Source organism: Acidovorax sp. LjRoot129 (assembly GCF_964253765.1).
GTDB lineage: Bacteria > Pseudomonadota > Gammaproteobacteria > Burkholderiales > Burkholderiaceae_C > Acidovorax.
Genome location: NZ_CAXUSE020000002.1, coordinates 26,561 through 49,362 on the forward strand (window position 1 = coordinate 26,561; position 22,802 = coordinate 49,362).

General features: G+C 59.1%; 23 protein-coding genes. 4 read left to right on the forward strand and 19 right to left on the reverse strand.

The genetic code is table 11. The features are described 5' to 3' along the window. Positions 1-23: 23 nt before the first annotated feature. The 3 genes from ACSQ3Q_RS24635 to ACSQ3Q_RS24645 are packed head-to-tail and all read right to left on the reverse strand — an operon-like array spanning position 24 to position 5,461. A complete protein-coding gene (locus tag ACSQ3Q_RS24635) occupies positions 24-3,476 on the reverse strand; it encodes a hypothetical protein (RefSeq protein ID WP_436137097.1) in 3,453 nt (1,150 codons plus the stop codon). A gap of 3 nt (positions 3,477-3,479) precedes the next feature. Further along, complete coding sequence (locus ACSQ3Q_RS24640) at positions 3,480-5,090, reverse strand: AAA family ATPase (protein WP_436137098.1); 1,611 nt, start codon at positions 5,088-5,090, stop codon at positions 3,480-3,482. A 32-nt stretch (positions 5,091-5,122) separates the two neighbouring features. Next, the gene (locus ACSQ3Q_RS24645) at positions 5,123-5,461 is read right to left on the reverse strand and encodes a hypothetical protein (RefSeq protein ID WP_436137099.1); all 339 of its coding nucleotides are present in this window, start codon (positions 5,459-5,461) and stop codon (positions 5,123-5,125) included. A 196-nt stretch (positions 5,462-5,657) separates the two neighbouring features. Here ACSQ3Q_RS24645 and ACSQ3Q_RS24650 point away from each other — a divergent pair, with 196 nt between their 5' ends. Beyond that, positions 5,658-6,041 (forward strand): hypothetical protein, encoded by a 384-nt coding sequence (locus ACSQ3Q_RS24650; RefSeq protein ID WP_436137100.1) that lies wholly within the window; start codon positions 5,658-5,660, stop codon positions 6,039-6,041. A gap of 277 nt (positions 6,042-6,318) precedes the next feature. Here the strand turns inward: ACSQ3Q_RS24650 and ACSQ3Q_RS24655 are convergent, their stop codons facing one another. The 16 genes from ACSQ3Q_RS24655 to ACSQ3Q_RS24730 form a co-directional block, all read right to left on the reverse strand. Continuing rightward, positions 6,319-7,503: a type II secretion system F family protein gene (locus ACSQ3Q_RS24655; protein ID WP_436137101.1), complete on the reverse strand. Its 1,185-nt coding sequence runs from the start codon at positions 7,501-7,503 to the stop codon at positions 6,319-6,321. A 5-nt stretch (positions 7,504-7,508) separates the two neighbouring features. After that, positions 7,509-8,000: a hypothetical protein gene (locus tag ACSQ3Q_RS24660; protein ID WP_436137102.1), complete on the reverse strand. Its 492-nt coding sequence runs from the start codon at positions 7,998-8,000 to the stop codon at positions 7,509-7,511. A 65-nt stretch (positions 8,001-8,065) separates the two neighbouring features. Continuing rightward, complete coding sequence (locus tag ACSQ3Q_RS24665; RefSeq protein WP_436137103.1) at positions 8,066-9,577, reverse strand: GspE/PulE family protein; 1,512 nt, start codon at positions 9,575-9,577, stop codon at positions 8,066-8,068. Further along, a complete protein-coding gene (locus tag ACSQ3Q_RS24670; RefSeq protein ID WP_436137104.1) occupies positions 9,577-11,085 on the reverse strand; it encodes an RCC1 domain-containing protein in 1,509 nt (502 codons plus the stop codon). Before ACSQ3Q_RS24670 ends, ACSQ3Q_RS24665 begins: the two co-directional genes overlap by 1 nt. Positions 11,086-11,115: 30 nt before the next feature. After that, positions 11,116-12,624, reverse strand: a complete 1,509-nt coding sequence (locus ACSQ3Q_RS24675) for an RCC1 domain-containing protein (RefSeq protein ID WP_436137105.1) — start codon at positions 12,622-12,624, stop codon at positions 11,116-11,118. Between the two features lie 31 nt (positions 12,625-12,655). Continuing rightward, positions 12,656-13,078: a hypothetical protein gene (locus ACSQ3Q_RS24680; protein ID WP_436137106.1), complete on the reverse strand. Its 423-nt coding sequence runs from the start codon at positions 13,076-13,078 to the stop codon at positions 12,656-12,658. 14 nt (positions 13,079-13,092) lie between these two features. Continuing rightward, entirely contained in the window at positions 13,093-13,296 is a 204-nt protein-coding gene (locus ACSQ3Q_RS24685) for a hypothetical protein (RefSeq protein WP_436137107.1), read from the reverse strand. Between the two features lie 59 nt (positions 13,297-13,355). Further along, complete coding sequence (locus tag ACSQ3Q_RS24690; protein ID WP_436137108.1) at positions 13,356-13,853, reverse strand: hypothetical protein; 498 nt, start codon at positions 13,851-13,853, stop codon at positions 13,356-13,358. 7 nt (positions 13,854-13,860) lie between these two features. Continuing rightward, positions 13,861-14,217, reverse strand: coding sequence for a hypothetical protein (locus ACSQ3Q_RS24695; RefSeq protein ID WP_436137109.1), 357 nt, complete (start codon positions 14,215-14,217; stop codon positions 13,861-13,863). Next, positions 14,210-14,965: a hypothetical protein gene (locus ACSQ3Q_RS24700; protein WP_436137110.1), complete on the reverse strand. Its 756-nt coding sequence runs from the start codon at positions 14,963-14,965 to the stop codon at positions 14,210-14,212. Before ACSQ3Q_RS24700 ends, ACSQ3Q_RS24695 begins: the two co-directional genes overlap by 8 nt. A 9-nt stretch (positions 14,966-14,974) precedes the next feature. After that, complete coding sequence (locus tag ACSQ3Q_RS24705; protein ID WP_436137111.1) at positions 14,975-16,444, reverse strand: type II secretion system protein GspD; 1,470 nt, start codon at positions 16,442-16,444, stop codon at positions 14,975-14,977. After that, entirely contained in the window at positions 16,441-16,818 is a 378-nt protein-coding gene (locus ACSQ3Q_RS24710) for a hypothetical protein (protein ID WP_436137112.1), read from the reverse strand. Before ACSQ3Q_RS24710 ends, ACSQ3Q_RS24705 begins: the two co-directional genes overlap by 4 nt. Before the next feature lie 327 nt (positions 16,819-17,145). Beyond that, positions 17,146-17,976, reverse strand: coding sequence for a hypothetical protein (locus ACSQ3Q_RS24715; RefSeq protein ID WP_436137113.1), 831 nt, complete (start codon positions 17,974-17,976; stop codon positions 17,146-17,148). Between the two features lie 12 nt (positions 17,977-17,988). Beyond that, complete coding sequence (locus ACSQ3Q_RS24720; protein WP_436137114.1) at positions 17,989-18,513, reverse strand: ProQ/FINO family protein; 525 nt, start codon at positions 18,511-18,513, stop codon at positions 17,989-17,991. Beyond that, on the reverse strand, positions 18,510-19,844 hold the full coding sequence (locus ACSQ3Q_RS24725) for a type II toxin-antitoxin system HipA family toxin (RefSeq protein WP_436137115.1): 1,335 nt from the start codon (positions 19,842-19,844) through the stop codon (positions 18,510-18,512). The genes ACSQ3Q_RS24720 and ACSQ3Q_RS24725 overlap by 4 nt, the downstream gene beginning before the upstream one ends. A gap of 2 nt (positions 19,845-19,846) precedes the next feature. Continuing rightward, positions 19,847-20,137 carry a helix-turn-helix domain-containing protein gene (locus ACSQ3Q_RS24730; RefSeq protein WP_436137116.1) on the reverse strand — a complete coding sequence of 97 codons (291 nt, stop codon included), beginning with the start codon at positions 20,135-20,137 and terminating at the stop codon, positions 19,847-19,849. A gap of 320 nt (positions 20,138-20,457) precedes the next feature. Here ACSQ3Q_RS24730 and ACSQ3Q_RS24735 point away from each other — a divergent pair, with 320 nt between their 5' ends. The 3 genes from ACSQ3Q_RS24735 to ACSQ3Q_RS24745 are packed head-to-tail and all read left to right on the forward strand — an operon-like array spanning position 20,458 to position 22,771. After that, the gene (locus ACSQ3Q_RS24735) at positions 20,458-21,417 is read left to right on the forward strand and encodes a hypothetical protein (protein WP_436137117.1); all 960 of its coding nucleotides are present in this window, start codon (positions 20,458-20,460) and stop codon (positions 21,415-21,417) included. Between the two features lie 9 nt (positions 21,418-21,426). Continuing rightward, positions 21,427-22,521 carry a hypothetical protein gene (locus ACSQ3Q_RS24740; RefSeq protein WP_436137118.1) on the forward strand — a complete coding sequence of 365 codons (1,095 nt, stop codon included), beginning with the start codon at positions 21,427-21,429 and terminating at the stop codon, positions 22,519-22,521. A 16-nt stretch (positions 22,522-22,537) separates the two neighbouring features. Next, positions 22,538-22,771 carry a hypothetical protein gene (locus ACSQ3Q_RS24745; protein ID WP_436137119.1) on the forward strand — a complete coding sequence of 78 codons (234 nt, stop codon included), beginning with the start codon at positions 22,538-22,540 and terminating at the stop codon, positions 22,769-22,771. The last annotated feature ends 31 nt before the right edge of the window (positions 22,772-22,802 follow it).

Here is a 22,802-nt window from a genome sequence, read left to right on the forward strand (position 1 = left end):
TTATACAGCACATGAATAGGGTTTTACTCGCGCAAGACATACCAGCGCACGTAGCCCGCGGGCGGCTGGGGAGCTTCGGGTAGATCTCCAGCAGCGACTACGCGAGCGTTTTCCCGCTGGATCTTGGCGATGGCCTTCGAGGGGCTGATCGCGTCCCACGAATTGCAGGACCAGCCACACTGATCCCCCGCTATCGCCTTCGGGCCCCGTACCAACTCGTCGACCTCATCATGGCCTCCCAACCCTTTCCGCCGGCCCCCGTTCGAGTTTTCCGGCTGCGGCGCTAGGTCAAACCAGTGCCCGTAGACGGGGGTGTTGTCCCGGTCGCCATGCGGTCGCAGTGTGATTTCGTGGACATGAACCGGTTCGTAATCCTCTGGCAGGGCAATGGACAAGACGGCGTCAACATCCAGCCGACCGTTGGGATCGCTCACGCCTGGAGCCATCCACAAGGCCGAATTGGGAAAGCGCGTGCGCCAGCTTGAAAACCAGTCTCCCAGCAGCGGGCTGATGGACTCACCTGCGAGCTTTTCGATGCTGACGCCCATGTCGTCGTGCACGAAAACCGTGTCATGGTCGAGGTAGTCAGCGGCAGGTACTGCGCAGAGCCGCCACGCGTGGTGATCAGAGTTCCCGGCGAAGATCGCCCGTCCCCTTCCCTTGTCCAGGTAGGGCTTCACGAAGAGACTTTTGAAGTGCTCGACTACTTTGGCGTCCGGGGCCAGTCGGGACATGATCACCTGGGGCTGGGCAGATCCAACACACAGGTACCAAGCCTCTCCGTCCTGCAGCATGGCGCCAACCGGGATGGCAAGGTGCATCTCTCGCACGTAGCCTGTGTCTTTCAAGCTATCGCGAGAGCGCTGCCATTGGGACACCGCGTGTTCAAAGGTCGCCTCATCCATGGGCGCCGTGAAAGGAGCGAGCTGCTCGCGCCAACGCTCCACCACCGCGAAGATGGCACCCTTACGGCCGACGCTGGCAAACCGACTGCGCCGCGCCGTCCACCCATGCGGATCGGGCCACTGCGCGAGGACTGTGACAGAGGCGTCGAGCTTGGGCAGTACCTCCCAGCGACGTCGCAGCTCGGTAAAGCCTTTTGTGCCACGCTCCAAGCTGATTCTGTGCACCCACGCATGGGGTTCCAGTCGGTTGTCGCATTCTTCCACCTTGGGCGCCGCGTAGAGCATGTACCTCGCGCCGCCAGAGAGAACCAGTCTCAGGGGCTCATAGCCCAAGCTGCGTGCCAAGGCCTCGGCTTCGGCCTTGCGAGCATCCTCGTTGCCGTCGCCCGCAATCAGGAACATCTGGTCCAGCAGCGATTTCCAGGCCTTGGCCTCGCTGGGGATGGAACCGTCGAAACGCGGGAGCGCTTGGCCCCGGTTCGCTGCCCGCCAGGCGATCACCGCGCGGTCCACCAGCTTGGGGCGCTCCGATACCTCTCCGACGCCACCGTCAAGCAGGGCCTGCAGCAATTGGGAACGCGCCCCGGACTCGGCCGCTCGGTCGCTCTCAATGAGCTTCAACGCCCGCTTGAAGAACCGGATGTACTCCAGATGCCTCGCCCGTGTTCCCCGGTGCTGGATGTACCAGCGCAACTCATCCGGGTCGACCGCATCCAGTACCAGGTAGGGCACCTCGTCGCCAGCCCAGTCAGAGCGCGCCAGCTTGAGCAGTGACACCTTGCAGTTGAACTGACGGTCGCTGCGATACGAGTCCTTCTGCACCCGTGCGTCGACGCACAGTTGGTCGGCCTCGCGGTAGACAACAGCGCATTCGACCCGCGCGAGGGGCCTGGCTCGGAACTCAATGCCATCTCGGCTCCTGCCACTGAAAGACTTGCAAGCCCCTGGTGCTGTCTGAGGGGTCATCAGGCTGTACCAGTTGCACAGAACCCGCGAGCCAGAACGCAGGTAGCCGTTCATGCTGGTGAGCCATTCTTCGAATCCGGGACGCTTGGGCCCGCCCGCGATCATGTTGCTGGCATCGTCGTCATGCAGGAAACGGCAGTGCCGCTCCTGAAACCCCAGGGACACGAAGTCTAGCGATGCAGGGCCGTCGTAGAAGTCACCGAACAATTTCAGTCGATGATCCAGCCCGCAGGCCAGGAGCAGGAAGCGCTTGAAGTGCAGGGCGAAGAGCTCATGCTTGCGCAGGCGGTCTGTATAGGCCACGTCCTCGAACTTGATGCGGGTGCCGTCGAGCCCCCGAAAAATGCCCTCCTGATCGTTCTGGGTGGGGAACAACCTGGCTGCGCCCAAATGCGACTCAACCGGCGAAAACACCCTGTGGATGTTCATCCCGTCGCGCACAAGCAGGAACACCTCTTTGTTCTGGGCGTTGCGGGCCATGTTAGAAAACGCGTCACCGTAGTCGATGTAGCGCCGCGTGGTTGCCATCACCAGTACGCAGCGCTCGGTCGGGAAGATCTGCTCCACCAGGCCGTCATGTTCGCGCAGCGCATCGAAAAGCTGATCTACATTCGAGTGGTCGAAGCGCTCGTCGACGTCCGCCCAGACGGCAAGCTCCTCGTCGGCGAGCAACTTGCGCTGCACGAAGGTCAGGGGCACATCACGGTGAGCCCCCTTGCCTTCTCGCACAGTCAGAACATCCACGTCCTTGCCCAGGTACAAGTCCAGTGACTCTATCCCCCTGAGGAGATCGGAGACGAAGGCGCGCACATCCTCTGTCTGCGCAAGAGCAGCAGCCGCCTGTTCAGCGTAGAAGGGGGTTAGCTGCTGGATGACGCTGGCAATTTCCTTCGTCTTGCCCTCGATCCACTTCGCTCGTACAGAGGCAATTTGATGCTGGTGGTTCGCTGCAGCACGCAGTGCCGCCATCCGCTCGGGCGACAGCCCCCCCGCGATGGCCTCTGCAACCGTCCCGGTGGCCATACCCACCACCTCGGCCGCGTTGACTGGGGGTGCAAGGGTCGCCAGCACCTTCGGGGGCTCCTGCGCGCTTCCGGGGGTGTCAGAGGGGGTTGCTTTCTTGTCCTGAGCCGCCTTCGCGGTTTTCGCCGCCTCATCTTCCTGCACCAGAGCGGCGATCAGGACGGGGTTACTCTGGCCCTGCACCAACTCGCCTTGAAGGTCGGCGATACGGGACTGCACCGCCTGCACCTCAGCGTGGCGGATCTTCTCGTGATCCGGCTCGAATTCGAACCGGCTCAGGAAGTCGTTCAGCAAAAACCGGTGTTCGTCGTAGCGGAACCATGTGCGCTGTGTTCCCCCCTCCTCCTTCGGGACCTCCAGATAGACGTCCTGGCCGATCTTGAGCGGGTGAGGTCGCAGAACTACCGTGTGGGGCTTGTCATCCGCCAGCCGTATCGACTGGATCAACAGCACCATCCCTGCGTCAATGCCCTCTTCGGGCACGTTGTCCAGGGCACGCCAATACTGGCCCGCCTGAAGCGTCTGGAATCGCGCCAGCGAGTGAACCTCGGCTTCGGAATGCGCCAGGGGATGTTGGGTCATGGCTCAGGTATCCGCTTTCATGGTGATGGCACGGAACATGGCGCAGCGGCGGAATGTGGCCACATCAAGGGGATCGCCATGGGCCTTCGAGACGCGCAAGGCCAGCCTCAGCAGCATCTTGATGTCGCGCGGAGCTATGCCTGGGAAAAGATCCACCAGCTGGGCGATAAGGTCGGGGGTCAATTCAGCGTTGAACTGGGTTGCCATCACCCGCCAGATTGCCGCTGCGTCTTCCGCGCCTGGAACGGTGTAGTCGATGATGGCAGCGCAACGGGAAATGATGGCGTCGTCAATGTCGTTCGCCCGGTTGCTGGTCATGAACATCAGCGCCTTCGTGTACTCCAACACCCGCAGGAACACAGCCACGATGGCGTTCTGCTCGATGCTGTCGCCGCGCTTGACTACGAACACATCCGCCTCATCCAGCAGCAACACGCAATCCCAGCGCGTTGCGCGGTCGAAGACCGTCTTCAGGTTTTTTTCGATCTCCTCAGCGGTGGTGCCCAGTGTGCCGGCGTGGATCGCGTACAGGGGCCGCTTGATCAGCTCGGCATACACCTCGGCCGTCAGCGTCTTACCTACCCCTGCCACGCCCTTGCACAGGATCACGTTGGTGGCGCTCTTGGCCTCAATGAAGTCGTTCACGAAAGCATCGAGGTCCGTGGTGAGCACGTCCAGAAGATCGCGGTGGGTGTCTGGAAGCACTAGCTTGTGGCGCAGCGTTTCGTCATAGACATAGGGACCCATGTTGTCCGCGTGAACCCAGTAGTAACTGTGGCCACTCAGGTCAAAGACCCTCACCACTGGATGCTCGGGCACTTGACCCACGCCATCGTCCGAATCAAATAACGTGGAGTCGGTATGGCGCACCACTGCGCCATAGTCCTTGGACTCCAGATCGTGGACCACGCGGCGCCCCGTCATGTCATCGCCGTCATTTCCTTGACGTGCCTCACAGTGGAAGGCTTTTCCTGTGATGCGGAATTGCTCCGCAAAGGCGCTTTGAATGCATTCATTGTGTCGCTTGAGGCTCGACTGATGCGCAGCCTTCAGCGCGTGCGTTTCTTTGTAGATGCCCTCTTCCGCCAGAATGTCCGCGACACGGCGCTTGGCAACTATTTGGGGATGGAACGCGTGCCGGCGCGTGAACACGCCGAAAGTGGCTTTGTAATTGCCGTCTCGACTGAAACCGTAGCTGGCGGTTTCAATCGTCACGGTGGGGGTTCCGTTGCGCCGATAGTCTTGCCCGCTTTCGAAAGTGACATTTGTGACGAGCTGGGGGTAAAGCTTCTCATCGGGCCCAGAGACATAGATCCATCCGTCGATGAGATCGCTCTTGAGAAAGGCCAACAGCACCGCCTGGAAAGCCTTGAAATTCGGTACCGGCTTGTCGAACTTGCCTGCCCTGGCCAACAGGATTGACTCCAAGGCGCGAGCGGTCTTGTTGTCTTGCACCGCTTGCGCTGCAGCGATCAGGTCACTCATGCCCTCACCGATCAACTTCTCTGTGTTGATCACTATGTCGCGCTGGACTCTCTGGGCATCTTGGCGATTGGCTTGAAACACACTGGATTTCGTGGCGGCGATGAGTTCTGGGCTGACGGTCAGGGACATGGGTTTTCCAATGAGTGTTCGCGCGCGTTCGATTAGGACTGGGTCAGGGCGGGGCTTGTGGTCACGGGAACACTTCGCATCACCTGCTTGCTGACCCGGTACTGTTTTCCGCGCTTCGTCGTGAGGATGTGGGTGTAGCTGTAACCCCCGCTGTAGAAACTGCTGGCCAGAACAGCTACTGAGCCCCCGGCGCGAAGGGCGCGCATCACCTGGTCGAGACCGGCAGATTTCAGTTGATGGGGAGCGGCAATTACCGGCTCGTCATGGGCGGGTTTGTCAGTGGGTGCACACCTGGGGCAGTCTTCCGAGAGCAGCCCTTTTAGATCTTGCGACGGGCTAGCGCAAATGTCATCGTGATGGGAAAGGTACATGATATTGAATTGCTTTGAGTGCAATTATCAATTGCACTCAATTGCAAAGCAATAGCAATTCATATTTGTCAGAAATTATTCGTCAAGGCCTCGCGAAGAATGCTGGGGCCAGCTGGCTACGCGGTGGTGACCAATGCTTACAGCGCGAGTTGGTGCTGCTGGAATACTCTTTGAAAATCCTCTGACGCACATTGCCATGCTTCATCGAAAACTTCTTCTGACAGTCGCTCTGTTCGCTGGCTGCGCGAGCAATCCAGGGAGCGTCAACGTCCAGGTCCTGCCGACTGAGTACGTCGTCGGTAGCGTCCGCTCGGAGCTTGCTACGCCGGGCGTGGACGAGGTGGTCCGGCTTAAACCGAAAGTCGTTCACTTCTCGATTTGTATGTCGATGCCGCCAGCCAAGGTGATTCAGTTCCAAACTGAACTTAGGGCGCGGCTCGATGCAAGGATGACGGCGGGTTACTACGAGAAGTGCCCAGAGAAGTCCGTCGCGAGCACTCCCCCGGCCGTTCAGAAGTTCATCTTTCGCCCCGATGGCATGCTCACGCCGCTGCCGCCATCAGACTCCGTGTGGCATTAGCGGCGCGTCTGCATGGCGCTTGTGCCAGAGAGTCGCTTAAAGCTCTATCGCTACCGGAATAACAGCCAAAGGAGCAGCATGATGCCAGCCACCAATATGAGTGAGCCCTGCCGCTCGGTGCTCCGTCGCCTTCCATGTCTGCGATGCCGAACTGGTGCCATCAAAGTTCCTTCCCGTGTTCAAAGCGCTGATACCCAAAGGTTTTACAACGTCAAAATCCGATTTCGTGGCACCGCGCATCATGTTGCTTGATCCCAGTTTCCCAGCAACAGCGACTTCAAACGGCGTTCAAGATCCCGCTCGTCATCTGGAGCAAAGGAACGATGGCAACGCCGAATAGAACCACCCCTGCCAGGGAAAGAAACAGTGCGGCCAAGACCTGGGTAACGGGTACGAACACCGCTATCCGCTGACGATACAAGTTCCGGTACTGGAAGGCCAGCTCTCCGATGGTCGTGGCAATCTGCGTACGGTCTTGTGCAGTGGCGAGGGCGGCTTTGTCAGTGGGATGGAGCGTAGTCATCACGTACGGCCAGGGGCTTGCGCTACCCCCTACGATGGTCTTCCTGGCCCGTTCGAGGTCATCCCGAAGCTCCCCCCTTGGTGAGTTGTCACGGGAGAGGCGCAGGCACTCTTCGAGCCTCAGGCCAGCCGTGAGAAGCACGCCAAGGCCGAAAAAGACAATGTAGTTCTGCTTGGCCAGAAGCAGGTCGCGGTAGAACGGGATTCTCAGGATCACCCGGTCGACAGCAGAGGGGATGATCGGTCGAAGAATCATCAGCGAGAAAAACGCTGCCAGGAAAAGGCCCACCAGCACACCGAGTGTCCAATTGAGTGTGCTGGAGAGAGTCGTGACCCACCCAATGTCCACCGAGCTCTTCCCCATCTTCATGAGGTCCGACTCCATGATCATCGGGCCGACGTACAAGGTGCTCCCGAACAGGGTTGCGACACCCGCCAAGAAGCCCATACCGGCGCTCCACAGGCCCCGGCCGGATTCCTTCTTGACGCTTTCGAGTTCCAGTTCGAACCGCGCCGCTTCGCGCAGCGCATGGGCAATATCCCCACCATGTGCACCAGTCCGCACCAATGCCTGCACAGCTTCTGGAAAGAAACGCACACCTGCGAGTTCCATTGCCTCTGGCAAAGATGATCCCGATTCGATGTGCTGGCGAAGGATGGCCGAGACTTCGCGTACGTTCCCACTGAAAGAGCTGTGAATGATCTGCAGCGCCTCGGACATGCTCACGCGAGAAGCAACCATGCTGCTCAGCCGCTGGAAGAACACGGTGCGATCACTGATCGACATCCCACCGCCAAAGACCAGCCGAGGAACCAATTTGATCCTTATCACCCTGCCCTTGCGTGCGGCCTCGTACTTTGCCGCCTCCAGATCTCGCGCGGCCACCAGGATGGACTCAATGCCCTTCGAGGACTTGATCGTTGCCTTGTAGGAGCGCATTCTGTTCACCCGTGGTGGTTGGCGATGACCCAGTAGGTGACGTATGCCCCCTCGCTGTTGGACACTGCGTTGCACGAGGTACCCACGAACATCGCCTGGGCCGGAAATCCTGCTTTGGCGCTCTTGACGCCGCTGGCAACCGCGTTTTCAACCGCGATCTGCGGGTACAAGCAGATCGCGACGGCCGGCAATCCCGCGTACTGCGAGCTTTGAACGGACCAGGCCATGCCTTGTGGTGCCGGTGGCAGAAAGGCAAACGTGGGCTGCAGCGTCGGGATCAGGTCGGTGCCCGGTGCTGGCAAGGCAACGTTTCCGTTCCCATCGGAGACGCTCTTGATGTAGCGAATGGCACCGTCAGAGAGGCGGTGAAGCCCATCCTGCGCCTTCGATCTCGCTTTGTAGGCAATGAGAGCGTCGACAGGCAAGTAGCTCAAGGTCGCGGCAGTGAGTGCGGTGAACATGGCAATGGACATGAGCACCATCAGAATGCTGAACATAGGGATGTGGGGGCTGGGTTTGTGGGAAGGCGGAGCTTGCAGCAAAGTTGCGTGCCACCTCAGGCCTAGGGAACAGGGATCTCTATCGCGTCGTCTACTTCGGCACCAAACACGCGGCGGATCTCACGCATATCGGTCTCACCCGCCTGCAGTTTTGCCAGGGCATCGTCAACGATGGTGGGCCAGTTGCGCTCGCTGTTCAGGACTTTGGCGACCGCCTCTTCGTTGGGCAGATAGGTGGCTTCTGACACGATGGTTCGGCCGCGATAGCCGGTGTCTCTGCATTCACGACATCCTGCCCCTGCGCAGGGTTTGCAGATCGTCCGCACAAGCCTCTGGACCATGACGCCCCTCAAAAGGTGAAGCAGCTCATACGAGGCCACCCCGATATCCCGCAGCCGACCCACCGCGCCCAAAATCGAACCCGTGTGAAGCGTGGCGATCACCAGGTGGCCTGTTTCGGCGGCTTTGATGGCATTGCGGGCTGTCTCAATGTCGCGAACCTCGCCAACGATGATGACGTCTGGGTCGGCCCGCATGAACGTCTTCACCGCCTCGGAGAAATCGAGGTTCACGGTCTTGTTGATGTTGACCTGACCTGCATAGGCGATGCGGTACTCCACGGGGTCCTCTGCCGTGTAGATAGCCCGCTCCAGGAAGTTCATTTCGCGGGCTGTGGCATTCAATGTCGTGGTCTTGCCCGAGCCGGTGGGCCCACAGATGAGACAAAGCCCGTAGGGACGTGATACCGCTTTGCGCCAGTCGGCAACTCGCGTGATCCCGAGATCATCGAGGGACAGGTTCATCGAGTCCGGGTCCAACAAACGCACGACGATTCGCTCACCGTCGGTCGTTGGGACTGCAACTACGCGCAGGTACACGATTCGGCCGTTGTGTTCAACCGAGAAGCCCCCGTCCTGGGGCTTGCGGCGCTCAGCCATATCCATCCGAGCCAAGTCTTTGATGCGCGAGGCCAGGGCCGTGTACTCCTCCAGCGATCCCTCATGGTCAGGGCTCAAAACGCCATGACGCCGCAGCATGACGGTGTAGCTTGCTTGGCGAGGGATGATGTGAATGTCAGAGGCTTCCTTGTTCATCGCATTGCGAACGACAGCCTCCCAGGCGCCCCCCTTCCCCGAGGGAGAGCCGTTGCCAATCTCAGAAGCCTTGTCGAGATACTCGGCGAGTCGAGCTGGGTTACAAGGCGCGAAAATGATTTCACGTTCGCCCAAGACCTCTTGCAGCTTGGCGCGCACGACATTGGGTGAGCCGAGCGTTGCAACGTAGATCTGCTCGCCAATGTCAGCGGTGATCATCGTGCGAGTCGAGATCAGCAACTCAAAGGGCACTTCAGGCAGGTATACCGATTCCTCGTGCATCGATTCCGGTGAGACCTCGTGCAGGATTTCAAGCAATCGTTTTTGACGCAGAAACCCGTTGCGCACCAAGATTTTCCCTAACCTGGCACCTGTAACCCCCTGCTCCTGAAGCGCGGCATTGAGCTTGTCCCGATTGATCAGGCCGCGCTCAATCAATATCTCGCCCAGCGGTTTGCTGGCCAGTGACGGGGTGGTCATCAGCTGCCCGCCTTGGTGCTGACGGGAGCCAGTGACGAGGTGTTTGTACCATCGCCAAGCTGCCCTGTATTGTTGCTCCCCCAACACTTCACCGTGCCGTTCATCGAGGCACAGGCTGAATTGATGCCGATGGAAATACGGCTCACGCCTGCTGTAAAGCCTACAACCTGAACCGGAACGCTTGATGCGGTGGTGGTGCCATCTCCCAATTGGCCACTGCCATTGGCTCCCCAGCATTTGGCGGCCCCTGAAACAACTGCGCAGGAGACGCCGTTGCCCGCCGAAATGCTGCTCACTCCTGATGTAAGTCCGACCACCTGTTGGGGAACGCTGGAGCTAGTCGTCGTTCCATCCCCTAGCTGGCCTTGGGCGTTAAGTCCCCAGCATTTGGCAGCGCCATTGACAACAGCGCAGCCGTGGCTTGTGGTTGCCTTCACGCTTGTGACCCCTGAAGTCAAACCTGACACCTGCACGGGGACGCTGGAGGACACCGTAGATCCATCGCCAAGATTTCCCGACGTGTTGGAGCCCCAGCACCGTACCCCACCGTTCACAATGGCGCATGCGCTCCCAGAAGAGGCAGACACGGCACTGGCACCTGAAGTCAACCCTGCAACTTGCACAGGCAAAAAAGAGTTCGTAGTGGTACCGTCGCCCAGCTGACCTCCGCTGTTGTTGCCCCAACACTTGACGGAGCCTGCCAACGTGACTGCGCAGCTGAATGCCTGTCCGGCTGCAACGGAGGCCACACCCGTCTCCAAACCCGCCACCTGGACAGGTACGCGAGAGGCAGTATTGCCTCCATCGCCCAGCTGGCCCGAACTGTTGTTACCCCAGCATTTCGCTGCGCCTGACACGACGGCGCAAGTAGTGTTACCGGTAGCAGAAATGGTAGTGACACCAGAGGTCAGCCCTTGCACTGAGACCGGAACATTGGAGGCGGTAGCGCCACCATTCCCGAGCTGCCCCAGATTGTTGTTGCCCCAACATTTCGCTGCGCCTGCAGTGGTAATTGCGCAGACGTGCGAAGTAAGTGCTGAGAAATACGAGTGCGAAATTTGGACCACCTGCAGGACCGACTCGCCCACCTTGATGGTGTAAACCTGCTGGCCTGTCTTGTTCACGTATGTGCCAACAACCGTGAAGCTTGCTCCCTGCGGACCGGTCTTAGTCGTGGGCGTACCTGCGAGCAGTCCATCGTTGCTCAGCGAAATACCCGCTGGCAAACCTCCTCCGTCCAGCGCGTACTGCACACTTGAGATACCTGGCCCAGCTGTCACCCGAGTGATGGTCTTGAGGTCAAAGTTGTATCCCGCGCCCTCCATCGCGTCCGGCAGCGCACCAGAGTCCAAGGTTACAGCGGGCTCGATGGGTCCAGCCGACCCTTTGGGCTTGAGAGCTGGAACTGCTTTCAACATCCAGTAGTTCTGCGTTTGCGCAAAACCGGAAGTGTGAAGAGCGGACAGTGCTATGAGGCACGGAAGAAAAAAGCGGCGATAGTTCGACATGGCTCTAATCTGGTTTGAGGTGGTTAATGTTTAGCGGCCTGCTTTGATGTTCACGGGAACACCAGAGGCGTTGTTGGAGCCGTCGCCCAGCTGACCGTTGTTGTTCCATCCCCAGCACTTGACCGCACTGTTCACGACTGCGCAGGAGAAGACGGTGCCTGCTGACACCTGGGTAACGCCGGTTGCCAAGCCAAGCACCTGCACCGGCACCGCGGAAGGGGCCGTCGAGCCATCACCCAGTTGCCCGTAGTGATTGAAGCCCCAGCATTTGGCCGCGCCTGACGCTACGGCGCAGGTAAGAGAGCCACCCGGAGAAACGCTGCTCACGCCGGTGCTCAGTCCCGCAACTGCGACGGGCGTGCTGGAGCTATTTGTAGATCCATCACCGAGCTGGCCGTGGCCGTTTAATCCCCAGCATTTCGCAGCACCCGAGACAACTGCACAGCTGTGAGATGAGCCCGCCACAAGGCTCGAAACTCCCGAAGTCAAGCCGGCTACTTGTTTTGGCACGTTGGAGTCTTGCGTCGTGCCGTCACCGAGGTTGCCGTTGAAGTTCGAGCCCCAGCATTTGGCGCTCCCGCCTACTGTCGCGCACGCATGCGCCGAAGAAGCGGAAATACTGGTGACCCCCGCATCCAGGCCAGCCACCTGCACTGGCACGTTGGAGTTGGCCGATGTTCCATCGCCCAACTGACCGCTCGCATTGCTACCCCAGCACTTCGCGGAGCCCGAAGTGGTCGCTGCACATGCGAAACCGTGCCCTGCAGACACACTGGCAACACCCGAAGCAAGACCTACTACCTGCGCAGGCAAAAGCGATACGCCGGTTGTGCCGTTCCCCACCTGACCGAAGCTGTTGTTCCCCCAACATTTCGCGGCGCCCGCCACGACCGCGCAGGTCGTGTTGCCACTTACTGAGATGCTGCTCACGCCAGCACTGAGTCCAACCACCGGCACAGGTACGTTGGAGTTGGTAGTTGTCCCGTCACCCAGCTGGCCAAAGCTGTTTGTGCCCCAGCATTTGGCCGCTCCAGAAGTCGTTACTGCGCAGGCATGGGAGTTCAGCGTCATCGCATATGAGGTTGCGATCTGAACCACCTGTAGAACTGCCTCACCTACCTTGAGGGTGTAGACCTGTTGCCCTGTTTTCATTTCATAGGTGCCCACCACCGTAAAGCTCGCGCCCTGTGCCGTGGTCTTTGCGGTGGGAGTGCCTGCCAATTGACCATCGCTGCTCAGCGAAATCCCGGATGGAACCGATCCTCCGCCGAGGGCGTATTGGACAGAGGTGATGCCGGGCCCGCCCGTCACGTGCGTGTACGTCTTAAGGTCAAAGATGAACGCCTTGCCTTCCACCGCATCCGGCAGGGTACCGGCATCAAGTTTGATCGATGGCTCAGTGTCTACGTCGCCAGTTTTGTTCTTCAGACCGGGGACCGGCTTGATAACCCAGTAATTCTGGCCAGCGGCGGGAAGCGCAGCACAAAGAACGGTTGCAGCCGCCAGAAGTGCCAAACAATTTTTAATAGGAATTTTCATTTTTGAATGGCTCAGCCGGACTGCTGACTATTTATTGGGTGCAGCAACCTGCAAAATTGGCGGAAACGGTAGAACAAGAAGGAACTGGCCCTGTAATACCCATTTTCTTGTTTACTTCCGTGCACGTTTGAAGTTTTGCCGAGTCCGTGCCCGCAATCGGATACGCGACATACCCATTTAGGGCTGGCATCGGCACGGACGAAAGAGTCCATCCATCAGGCACAGAGGTGAGATAAATGGGAGCAAGGTCCGAGATGCTCACAGAGGTTACGGATGGGTTGTCCGCAATGTACATTTCAAAGGCGGCAGCAATTTGTTGAGACTGATTGATAAGGCCTGCCGTGTCAGCCTGTTTTTTGCCATCAGCCATGGCATCCCCACCATAATAAAATGATGCAGCAACTAAGGCGACCACCAGAACAATACTCACGACCGCAATAATCAAACTAAACATGTTTCAATCCCAACTTATCGCACCGTCAAGTGCTTGAGCAGCCACTTGGCAGGTTGATATTTATAAGCCGCAAAACTGATTACCGTACCCAAGCCCCAGAACACCACTGCGACCCAATCCCCTGTGATCAAGTACCAAATAGTCATCAGGCCAGAAATGACGGCGAGTAAACCGTCCATGAATCTGGCGTAGTGCTGGGCTTTATTGAACTTACTCATCAGAACGACCTTTATGCCCACGCCGCAGAGCGGCGGGGCTTGATTACCTAGATCGCGTTTTAGAACTTGAACTGGAAGACTTGTGGATCAGTGCCAGTAGCACCAGCCACGCATGCGTAGGGGAGCGTGCCCAGGGCTGCAATCACGCCGGTAGTTGCGTTCATGCCTGTTGCACCAGCGTTTTTGTTGATCTGGTCGCACAGCTTCTGATTGGAAGCGGGGGTGCCGGCCAGGTTGATGGTGATCATGCGGGGCGACGTACCTGCCACAGCGTCAACGAGAACCCAGTCATTGGTACCTTCGACGCGCGATTTGACGTTGGGAACGCCGCTCAGGTTATTGCTGGTCACCAGGTCAGCAACGCTTGCAGGGTTTGCTGGCTGAGTGGTGATGTGCATTACGGCAGCGCCGCCGATTTGCTGTGCGGCAGTAACGTACGCGGTTGCATCGGCGCTGCTACGACCTTGCGAAAGGGCATCGCCGCCGTAGTACATAGTCGCAGCTGCGAGGGCAACCACCAGAGCAATCGAAACGATAGAAATAATCAAGCTAAACATATTTTCCTCAGACAGGTTCCAGAATAAAAAACACGCCGGGTTTAGCGCAACCGCTCCCAGCACAAAACTCCGCCAGCTTGTAACCGGCACAGCGGCCGATAACAATTGACGAAGACTTCACGCGATCCTGCATCAAATCAGTAGTAGGCTGATATGACACGATTGCATGATCGTGGGCCCGAATGGCAGACTTAATGCCATAGGCCTCAAATTCCTTAACGCATTGCGAAGCTAGTATTTCCTTGGACTGCGCTTTTCCCACGGAGCTCGCAGCGTAAATAAAAAAGGCAGAAGTCAGCAGCAAAAAAGCTGAGGCGATTGCAAAGGCAACGGCAATTCGAATGTTCACCGCACGCTCAATCATTGGCGCCCCCCTTCTTCGGCGACGCGGCAGACCCAGTTGCCTGCGCCCAGGACCAGCGGCCCTGCCCGTACTTGATGTAAGACAGATAACCGCCGTTGGTCGTCAACTTTTGAATGGCAATATCAAGCTGCGTGCTTGGCAGATTGGTTATGTCGGTTCTGTAAGAGGGGTTAATTGCAGCAAACCGATGCGTATAGCGTCCCGCGTCAAGGGCCGACCCTTTGAGGAAATACACCCCCCCTGCGACGCTGAACACGACGGCGCTCGTCACGAGTAGCGCTGTCATTGCGCTACGGATAGCGCGTGCTGTTCCGTAGAAAGGCGCCAGTGGCTTGCCCAAGAAGAGCGACCCGATACCCTCTGCAGCTTTTGCGTGGCGAATCTCATCCGGGGGGTGAATGACGGTGATCAGGTCTGTCCCTGTCTGGCGTATCGAGGCAACACGAAATTCCGTCAGTGGGACGTCGACCCGAGCGCCAGGCTCGGTTTCCAGCAACTGCAGTGCCCAAGCGGTGATGGAGCGGCCAAGACCGCCTTCCTGGACTTCGAAGATTTTTCGTCCGTTGTGGCTAACGACGTCAATGAAGCACGCGTCCTTGGCGATCACCTGTGACTCCGCGAGCCCGCGGGCATAGGCAAGCACATCCGCATGGCTCTCGGCATCCATTGCGCCCACGACGAGCAGCATTGGCAGGCGACCGAGGAATTCCTGTGCGTCGGAGGCACTTACGCTTTTGTTTCGGCGCATGGTGGCTCCTCAGCTTCCACTCTGTGGAGTGGCCTGCGCTTCGACATCTGCGCCGAAGATCGTGATGGACGGGCGAATCACGATGAAGATGGCGTGACGGTTGGTCGTCAATGCCTCGCTGCCGATTTTCGATTTCTCAAGCCCCGTCAGCGATGTGTAGCTTTCGCTGACCTGGTCGTACGAGATGCCGCCGAGCATGATGATTTGCCCAGGCCGCATGCGGCTGATGTTCTCGAATTCGAGTTCTTGGATTTCGGGCTGGCTGATCGTGCCCACGGCGTTGCCGGCGCTCAGCTCGCGGAAACGCACGAGAGAGGAGAGCTTGGCTTTGACGTTCGTGACGACAAGGTGCTCGGAAGCGTCGTATCTGGGAACAATGTCAATCTTGAGCCCCGAGTTCACCGTGCTCGTGTTGACTGAGCCTGCCACTGCACCACCTACCGCAGCGACGGCGCCGACGCTGCTGACGTAGGGGATCTGACTGCCCGAGCTGATTTTTACCGGTGCACCACTGAGTGTGCTGATGAGGACGTCTTGGTTTGTCTGGGCCTTGCCGTACTTGGAAAGCAGCTTGATAGCGGCAACCAGAGAGAACTTCGCGTCGTCGATCTTTATCCCGAAGCCCCCACCGGTCAGCGACGCAACTGAGCCAAGGACGCGCTGGGTCACCACAGCCGCAGCTGCAGCGCCGACGCCTTGTGGAGTGACAGGAATGTTCACGCCGGTCGCCACTGGCTTATCAATGCCGGAGCCCCACTTGGCCGAGAATTCGTTCCAGTCGAAGCCGTGGCCCGCATCACGGTTGAGCCGCACATCGATCACGGCGATCTGCAGAGCCACCATGGACGCGTTAGCAGCCATGCGCTGGAGGTACAAATCCACATCCCTGCTGACGGTCGAGGTCGCGTCGTACGTCACAAGCCCCGAGTCAATGTCGGCCTTGATGTTGGTAGCACCGAGCCCGCCCATGGCCACAGGAATACGCTCCATCAGCTCCCTGTTCTGAGGGACCGTCACCATGTATCGAACGCCCTGCCGTACGAGCAGCACTCCATCAATGAATTCGTAGTCGAGGTCGTGGACGAGCGCGAAGGAGTCGAGGAACTCAGCTACGGTGCCATTGAAAGCGGTCATCTGGACCGTTTCATTCCGCTTCTCCTCGCTGGCCTTGAGCACGACTCGGACGCGCTGCAGCTCAATCGCACTGACCAGCTCAGCCAACGTTGCCTTGGCGCTGAGCGAGAACTTCAGGGGCATCTGCGCCACGCTGCTCGGCAAAGGCGCCCTCTTGCGCACACTCTTTCCGGTCTCAGCACGCACGTACTGGACTGCAGGCAAGCTGGCCCACTTCGATTCCATCTCACTGGTCACTTCACTGCGGACTGGAAGCTTGTCTACGGAATCAGGAAATGCCGCGCATCCAGCCAACACACCGGCGAGTGATAGCAGTGGCAGCAGTCGGAAAGAAGCGACTTTCATTTGCCACCCCCTGCAATCTTGGGCAGCGTGAGGGTGGATGCCTCGGCGGGCCGTTTGCGAACGACGCCTTCATAGACGTAGATCTCGAAGTCGTTCATCACCCCCAGGACGCGTTCTTGCTCCTTCACCAGCTCGGTCGAGGTTTTGGCGATGACGAAGGAGCCAGGCGCGCTGCCCTTCGATGGGAGGGGCAGAGGCAGGGGATCACTAAGCTTGATCCCGCTGTCTGGAGGCTTTACCGAATCATTCGATTTGCCGATCTTTTCGATGGCGCTGGCGAGCGATGCCTCAAGCCGCGCAATGCGACTTTCTTGCTCGGCCGAAACACTGGGAACTGCAGCAGCCGGGGGTGCAAATACGTCTGCCGCCTGCACGGTGGAGCAAACGAAGAAGCTGCATGCGCAAGTTATTGCGCATCGCAAATCGAAAAGCAGTGAAGAAGAAAGCACTTGGTGACCGGTCTTTGAAGCAATCGATTGATGAACCAAAAAAGGCTCACCACCTATGCACAAAGTGTTACCGGCGCACCCGCTTCAAACAGGGCTGAAAAGCACGCTAAAACTGAACGTTATGAGAAAAGTGCTGTAAATCGGCCTTATGAAGCGCCTCTCGCGATGAGGCGCAGCTACATCTCATCGCTGTTCAGTCGAGCCCACTTCACATCAGTCAGGAGTAGATATCGTGCGTCCCAGCGGCTCACCTCATCGCGCTGCGCGAATCAAGCGCATCTGCAGATAGACACCAAGACCTCTACCTGGGCCGAGCTTTCTCCATCGCGCGAACTCCAGTGGTCGCACCATCCCCATGAGCTTCGCAAGGGCGCGCCAGCAGGGTTTGTGGCTCCACTGAAGCCCCAATCTGCCGACCAGATCTTGGGTGAGCCCCCGAAACGGAAGCACCTGCACGGGATGAGTTTCGCTGCGGATGGCAACCGCCCACGGGAAAAACGGAACTGGACTAGCCACAAAACCTTCGATGACCGGAAACGGCATCTCATGAACAGGCGCCCGCCTGTGCACGCCTGCAAGACGATGCAACTGCGTCCGGTTCTTTCCTTCGCCGGCCAGGAACAAGGGAAAACCACTCCAAAAGCTGGTGTACCCCTCGGGGTCCCATTCATTCGCATCCCGCGCTTCAAACTTCAATTTCTTCATGGGGGCGGAGGGTGTGTCTCTGTATGACTCCTTGCGCACCCATCCCAGAACTGCCCATGGCGGGATAGTCATCATCTGATCGCCGCCGTTTCCGAACTTCGAACGAAACTCCACGCCGAGAAGCATGAAAACGAAGCGATCCGCGAAATGCGGGCCCTCTTGGTGGGATGTTCCTTTGAAGTGCTCAAGCGCCAGCCCGTGACGCCTCAGCACGGCGTTGATCCACTCTTCGTTGCCTCCCTCGCCTTGCCAACGGAAGGCGTGGTCCAGTGCGTCTTTGAGCGTGGTGATCTGGGTCAGCAGGGGTTTCCAGCCTGGGTCGATGAACGCACGCGGGTCAGGAGATCCGCGAAAGGACAAAGGTGGCTCAACATTCATTCGCCGAGCTCGTCAAACCAGCGACATAAGAGCCACTTTGAACGCATTCCAGGCATCGGCTGCAACAGCTGTCTCGCCCGCAGCCTTCATCCATTTGGCCCGCTCTCGGCGGTCGAGACCATTCCACCACGCCATGCCCTCTTCCCCATCGACGTCGGACACTGATGGTGCGTCATCACGTTTCAAAACCGCCTGCAGCTTCTCCAGCGCATAGGCGACGTTGGCCTCCGTGATGACTCGCGCGATTTCGGGAATTCCCTTCACGCCGTGACGTGGAACCCCTTCCTTCGCGGCCTCCAGGTATCCAACCCTGCGCACATGCCATCCCAGGAACAAGCGGATTTTGGCGCGCGTCAGGAGTGAGCCCCGGCGCTCAGCGTCGATGGCCAGGGCCTTGTCGATGCCTACCTTGAGCGGCACGAACACACCGGGGCCGAACAGGTGCGGCCAGAGCGTGGCTACCTCTCGCGCTACGGCTGTTTCCTCCACGGCGACGGTCGCTTTGGTCGAGGCTTCGGGCTTTTCTATGACGGTCATGGCTTTTCTCCGGAAATCTTGCTGGCGCGCTTGCGCAGTGAGGCGATGGCTGGCGTGGCTTCGAAGTGCTTGAGCAAGCGGCTTTTCTGCTCGTCCAAGAGTGTTGACGCGGCGATCATGTCGGGCCAAGCATCGAAAGCCTTGCGTACTGTCTCTCTGAGCAGGGCGTTCACCTTCGGCTCCAGCAGACCCGGAACCTCGTTGCAGAGCTGTCGAATCACCTGGGGTGTGACTCGCGCATGTTTTGGCCCAGCCGACGCAAACCGAAGTGCGTGCCCCCGGCCCGCCAGGTACGCGGCGTACGCCACCACGTCATAGGCGGGTGACAGCTCGGGCGTCCGGCCATCGCGGTAGATCAGCCCGTGGTTCTTGAGGTGTGCGTCGTAGTTGCCCAGCAAGTCGTTGACCACGATGCGGCGCAGCATCTCGTGCGCAGCGTCCATGCCCAGCCCCGGCGTTTGCACCAGAACCCGCAGCACGGCTGCATAGCTCGCCAGCGGGTGGCTGTATTTGAGCTCTGGCCGCACTCCGAAAATCTGGGCGAAGTCCTCGCAATGGATGTGCGCCGACTCGGTGCGGTCAAAGCGTTTCACCGCAAGGAACTGCCGCCCTTCCCCCAGCACGAACGGCTGGTCGGCCTCGATGTTCTCCAGCGGCGCCAGCTCCACCTCGCACACGTTCACACCGGCCACCGCAGCCAGGCGCATGGACAGTTCCTCCACTTGGGGAAGCAGCGGGTATTCCACCGTTGGAAGCTTGGCAATGATGTGGATGCCTCGTGCGTTCTTTGTCCGAGCGACGTACCGCCCGCCTGACTGCACGAGGGAGAGCTTGGGTTGCACGCCAGACAGGGACGTTGCTTCGGGCAGCGGTATCGGCGTCACCGTCATCTCCAGCGCATCGTTGTCCTGCGTGACCACCTTGGCCACGCTCTTGTTGTCCAACGGGGCTTGCTCCACGTACACCGCGCCGGGGAGATCCGTGCCGCACAGGCTGAGCAGGCCGAAGTCGTCACCCTTGTCGAGGTGGCCGATCTGCTCCAGGTGGCGCCGCAGCGGCCCCTCTGGCAGCAGGTTCAGGAAGAACGGCGGCAGCTGGTCACCCTCCCCGTTGAAGAATGGCTGGGCCGTGTACTCCGCCAAGAAGGCAGCGCGGGCCTGCGGATCTGCCACCAGTGCGTTTTGAGAGAACACTGGGGCTTCGTTGTCGTTCCAGAACTGGGGCTCGGGCACAAGGCGGGTGATGGCGTTTGGCCCCGTGCCGTACTGGAATAGGAGCCCCACAAGACGCTTTTGCGGCCCAAGGAAGACGTTCACAGCGCGGTACTGCATATCTATCCCCTTCCGAGGCCGAGACGGCGTTCCACGTCGGTTAGCACAGCGCGCTCGGCGCGGGGAGCTTGTGTCAGCGAATGGGCCGCTTCCTTGGGCAACAGGACCAGTTCCAGCCCCAGCTCCGAGGCGAGGGCCATGGCATTGGTCAAGCGGGGAGCTGCTTGGCCGGAAAGGATCTGCCGGACAGCCTGCGGAGTGAGCCCTGTGCGCTCAGCAAGCGCGTTGGCGGTGATCTTCCGCGCCTTCTGCGCTTCTGTCATCGCTGCGGCAAATGCGCTGAGTGTTTGCATAGATAGTTAACTGTCGTTTTTAGAGAAAACAATAGTTTTATATAACAAGATTTGTTGCACAGTCAACAAAAGGTTGACTAACGATTTTCACAAAAACGACAGTTAACTTACCACGCAACACCCGAGCCCCATATGACACCCGCGTATTGAATCTGCATAGGCCACGCACCCAACTGAACCCGTACACCGTCTCAAACCCGTGGTCAAATTCCGCTATGGACTTAAACGCTCAGGTCAGTACAGGATGCCGGCGAGGCGAGGTTTGCGGCCTGGACAGCAGCCACGCAGGCTACCCAGCGCTGGCGCAGTCTTTCTGGGAAATGCTGGCCACCCTCGACCCGCATTTGCGCGCGCCTGCAGGTGACACCATCGGGTCGATGACTGGTGATCGCCTGCATGTCCAGTGGTGGTGTGACCCCACTGGTAAGTGGTTTGCCGCTCAGGTGATGGACGCAGCAACACAAGGGGTGTGGGAAGCTTTCCTCTTGCCGGCTAGCACCGGACAGCCTCTGGTGGGGCGCCGCCTGTGCATGGGCGACACGCCAGCGAGCGACGCCCTGGATGAGCTGTGGATGGACGTCTTCGCGGGCTTGCTATCGGAAACGCACCCCGCCGCCCGATATCCCACGTTTTCCGAGCTGGTGGCCGCTGGGAGCAACCCCGCTGGTGTCACTGCAGTTCGAGAGGAAACCACCCTGCTCGCACGGCTGCAAGCCGACGTGGAGTATTGGAAGCACCTGGCTAAATCGCTCAGCAAGGCCGCAATTGCCGCAGAGAGCACCTACTCCCCTCCCCCTGCATTCCTGGCGCCGCCTGCACCGCCTGACTCGGCCGGAGCCCCCCGGCAGTGGCAGCTGAAGGACATAGCAGAGTGGGCCCAAGCGAACGAACATCGCATCGTCATCATGCAACGGGCGATTTCGGCCACAAAGCGCAGCACCTTTGAGCAACCCGCCCTGCTCTACGAATGCCTGGAGCTGCTGGCCAACGAGTACACCCAGGTGAAAACTGGCAAGGCCGACCGAAATGCCTTCAGGGACAAGGCCCGCTCAATTGGTATCGACTTTGGGGGTTCCGTTGACCCGAGCGTTGCCGGCGAAATGGGTGAGCTGTACTTCGTTCGCAGGGGAGGAAGGCGCAGATTTCTGGATCAGCACCTCATCAAGGGAAATGCCCGAGATCCACGCTTTTGCATGAGGGTGTACTTTTGCTACGACGAGGAGGAGCAAAAGGTCATCGTCGGGCACATGCCTTCCCACCTCCCTACCAGTTACACGTAAGGCACGGTCATGGCGTCGAAGCTCACAAAGGACCAGAAGCGAGAAAAGAAAAAACGCGAGGAGCGCAAGCTACAACTGCGCCGCGCCCATGAAGAGAACCGGCACAACAAGAAATTCAGCGGTCTGTTGATGACCCTCACCAACGCCCTGGAAGGGGTGGCTCAGCAACAGGATCTGGATGAAGCGGTGTTGCGAGTTGGTGGTGGGCAAAGCGTGGCCGTGAGTGAGAGGGAATCACGCTTCCAAAGCCCCGAGTGGGCAGAGATCAAGCAACGCACTTCTCGCATGGTGGCCCTCCTTCGCGAGGACGCGGAAAGTGACTGCGCGGGCTTGGGTCTCCAGGGGCGGGTGTTCTTGAACGGAGACGGGGGAACACGCTTTTCGTCATCCCCATTTCCTCTGTTCGCGATGCTCTCGTCCTATTGGCTCCCGGATGAGGTCGTTCACAAGTTGGCAAAGGAGCTCGACCCCGAGCCCAGTCAAGGTGCCTACTTTTTCGGGGTCGAGGTGAGGGACCTGGCTGTCCACTTTGCCATTGCTTCCACCACCGATGCCAAGGATGAGCCCGAAGCGTTCTACGTAACGCCAAAGGGCTGGCACCGTCTTGACACCCGCATCTGGCGCAATGACCTGTGGCCCGGCCTCGGCCATCTTCTCATCGCTCATCGAATAGCCAGGGGCACCAGCTTCACTGAAATGGCCATAGCAAGCCTGATGGAGGCTGCGCAGCGCGCCAACGATGATGAAGAGGCGGAAAAGTCTGAACCCATTTTGGACGAAAGCACCAGGGGCTCCATCAGGTCCTTGGGCGCGGATCTGCTCTTCGAAACTGAAGTCCTGCTGTCAGCAGCAGAAGCAGCCCGTGCGAGAAAACATCAGGACGCCCTTACCTACGAATGGAATGAGGGATTCGAGGCCCGTCAGGGTGAGATAGATGCCCTGGAGGAGCGGTACCGGGCGCTGGAGCAAGAAAACCAGACCCTCCGTCGCGTCTTCTTGCAATCGAAGCAAAACCCCGTGGCGGCAGAGCACCTGGAGCCAGCGGCACGGACGATACCTGCAAAGAGCCTTCAGGAGCGCATGGGTGCCCTCTTGGGGCTTTGACCAAGGCACCATAGTCATGCCAACGAAGACGCGAACGGCGCTGATGATGGAATACGGCGAACTGTCGAAGGACTTCAGTTTTCCGGATGAGATCGAATGCGCCTTGGAGCGCGACTACGCGGCCAATCCAGTTTTATATGACCTGGGGGCCCTGAAGAGCGTGTCGTTGGTCTTACTTATTGCGTCCGAAATTTCAGCGCAGGAAGTTCTCGACCACGTGCGCGCGTATAGACAGTGGAGCATCACATAGCCGTAGCGCGGAGGGTTGAGCCCCACAGATT

Coding starts and splice junctions, on each gene's coding strand:
- ACSQ3Q_RS24660 (WP_436137102.1), bottom strand. CDS start 8,000: ATGTTCAGCATTCTGATGGTGCTCATGTCCATTGCCATGTTCACCGCA.
- ACSQ3Q_RS24680 (WP_436137106.1), bottom strand. CDS start 13,078: ATGTTTAGTTTGATTATTGCGGTCGTGAGTATTGTTCTGGTGGTCGCC.
- ACSQ3Q_RS24650 (WP_436137100.1), top strand. CDS start 5,658: ATGCTTCATCGAAAACTTCTTCTGACAGTCGCTCTGTTCGCTGGCTGC.
- ACSQ3Q_RS24745 (WP_436137119.1), top strand. CDS start 22,538: ATGCCAACGAAGACGCGAACGGCGCTGATGATGGAATACGGCGAACTG.
- ACSQ3Q_RS24715 (WP_436137113.1), bottom strand. CDS start 17,976: ATGAATGTTGAGCCACCTTTGTCCTTTCGCGGATCTCCTGACCCGCGT.
- ACSQ3Q_RS24725 (WP_436137115.1), bottom strand. CDS start 19,844: ATGCAGTACCGCGCTGTGAACGTCTTCCTTGGGCCGCAAAAGCGTCTT.
- ACSQ3Q_RS24675 (WP_436137105.1), bottom strand. CDS start 12,624: ATGAAAATTCCTATTAAAAATTGTTTGGCACTTCTGGCGGCTGCAACC.
- ACSQ3Q_RS24740 (WP_436137118.1), top strand. CDS start 21,427: ATGGCGTCGAAGCTCACAAAGGACCAGAAGCGAGAAAAGAAAAAACGC.
- ACSQ3Q_RS24695 (WP_436137109.1), bottom strand. CDS start 14,217: ATGATTGAGCGTGCGGTGAACATTCGAATTGCCGTTGCCTTTGCAATC.
- ACSQ3Q_RS24635 (WP_436137097.1), bottom strand. CDS start 3,476: ATGACCCAACATCCCCTGGCGCATTCCGAAGCCGAGGTTCACTCGCTG.
- ACSQ3Q_RS24705 (WP_436137111.1), bottom strand. CDS start 16,444: ATGAAAGTCGCTTCTTTCCGACTGCTGCCACTGCTATCACTCGCCGGT.
- ACSQ3Q_RS24690 (WP_436137108.1), bottom strand. CDS start 13,853: ATGTTTAGCTTGATTATTTCTATCGTTTCGATTGCTCTGGTGGTTGCC.
- ACSQ3Q_RS24655 (WP_436137101.1), bottom strand. CDS start 7,503: ATGCGCTCCTACAAGGCAACGATCAAGTCCTCGAAGGGCATTGAGTCC.
- ACSQ3Q_RS24685 (WP_436137107.1), bottom strand. CDS start 13,296: ATGAGTAAGTTCAATAAAGCCCAGCACTACGCCAGATTCATGGACGGT.
- ACSQ3Q_RS24670 (WP_436137104.1), bottom strand. CDS start 11,085: ATGTCGAACTATCGCCGCTTTTTTCTTCCGTGCCTCATAGCACTGTCC.
- ACSQ3Q_RS24640 (WP_436137098.1), bottom strand. CDS start 5,090: ATGTCCCTGACCGTCAGCCCAGAACTCATCGCCGCCACGAAATCCAGT.
- ACSQ3Q_RS24700 (WP_436137110.1), bottom strand. CDS start 14,965: ATGCGCCGAAACAAAAGCGTAAGTGCCTCCGACGCACAGGAATTCCTC.
- ACSQ3Q_RS24730 (WP_436137116.1), bottom strand. CDS start 20,137: ATGCAAACACTCAGCGCATTTGCCGCAGCGATGACAGAAGCGCAGAAG.
- ACSQ3Q_RS24720 (WP_436137114.1), bottom strand. CDS start 18,513: ATGACCGTCATAGAAAAGCCCGAAGCCTCGACCAAAGCGACCGTCGCC.
- ACSQ3Q_RS24645 (WP_436137099.1), bottom strand. CDS start 5,461: ATGTACCTTTCCCATCACGATGACATTTGCGCTAGCCCGTCGCAAGAT.
- ACSQ3Q_RS24665 (WP_436137103.1), bottom strand. CDS start 9,577: ATGACCACCCCGTCACTGGCCAGCAAACCGCTGGGCGAGATATTGATT.
- ACSQ3Q_RS24735 (WP_436137117.1), top strand. CDS start 20,458: ATGCTGGCCACCCTCGACCCGCATTTGCGCGCGCCTGCAGGTGACACC.